The following is a 754-nucleotide window of genomic DNA, read 5'->3' as shown; positions in this document are numbered from 1 at the left end:
GAGGCGCTTGATATTGATGCTAACCACGCCGATTTTAAAGGTTCCAATATTACTCTAAGGGAAGACGTGTGGATTTTCCCGTTTATGAATATCTATGGAATTATTGGTTATACCCAAGGCACGAGCACAGCAAAAATTAACGCTTTAAGTTGCGATACTTCCTCCGTGCAAGGTATCGGAAACAAAGTTCTGTGCTCGCTGCTCGATGCCGCGGGTGACGAACTACCGGATAGCGCCGCATTTGAGTTAGAGATGGACGGAGGAACCTATGGAGCAGGCACCACATTAGCTGGCGGTGTGGGAAATTGGTTCGCACTACTCGATATGAACTACACCTACACCAGCATAGCCGCCATTGATGGCAATATTAAAACCTTCGTGGCTGCTCCTAGAGTCGGATATCGCTGGCAATACGATGGCGGACGCGAACTGCGCGTATTTGTTGGCGCCATGTATCAAAATGTTCAACAAGAATTGTCTGGTGACCTCAAAAGCTTAAACCTACCACCGCAACTACTTGGCTTAGTTGAAAACTTGAGCCCTGATGCGGGTTTCAACGTCAGTCAAAGTGCCGATGAGAACTGGAACAGTGTGCTTGGTTTCCAATATGCCTTTAACAAAGACTGGGAGATATTGATGGAGGCCGGATTTGGGGAGCGTGAGACCTTATTCTTTTCATTAGGTCGTCGATTCTAGGATTGAAAGCATGACAAGATTACTTCCTATTATCTGTCTATTGCTATCTGGAGCAACT

At 46.3% G+C, this 754-nt stretch carries 1 protein-coding gene; it reads left to right on the top strand.

Annotated elements, in window-relative coordinates; all coding sequences use genetic code 11:
- Positions 1-696 (top strand): hypothetical protein (locus R7Q11_RS25945; protein WP_225466975.1); only part of this gene is annotated, 696 nt, incomplete at its 5' end.
- Positions 697-754 lie beyond the last annotated feature (58 nt).

The sequence above is a fragment of the Vibrio sp. 970 genome (genome assembly GCF_033339075.1).
This window is presented reverse-complemented; position numbering and strand designations above follow the sequence as displayed.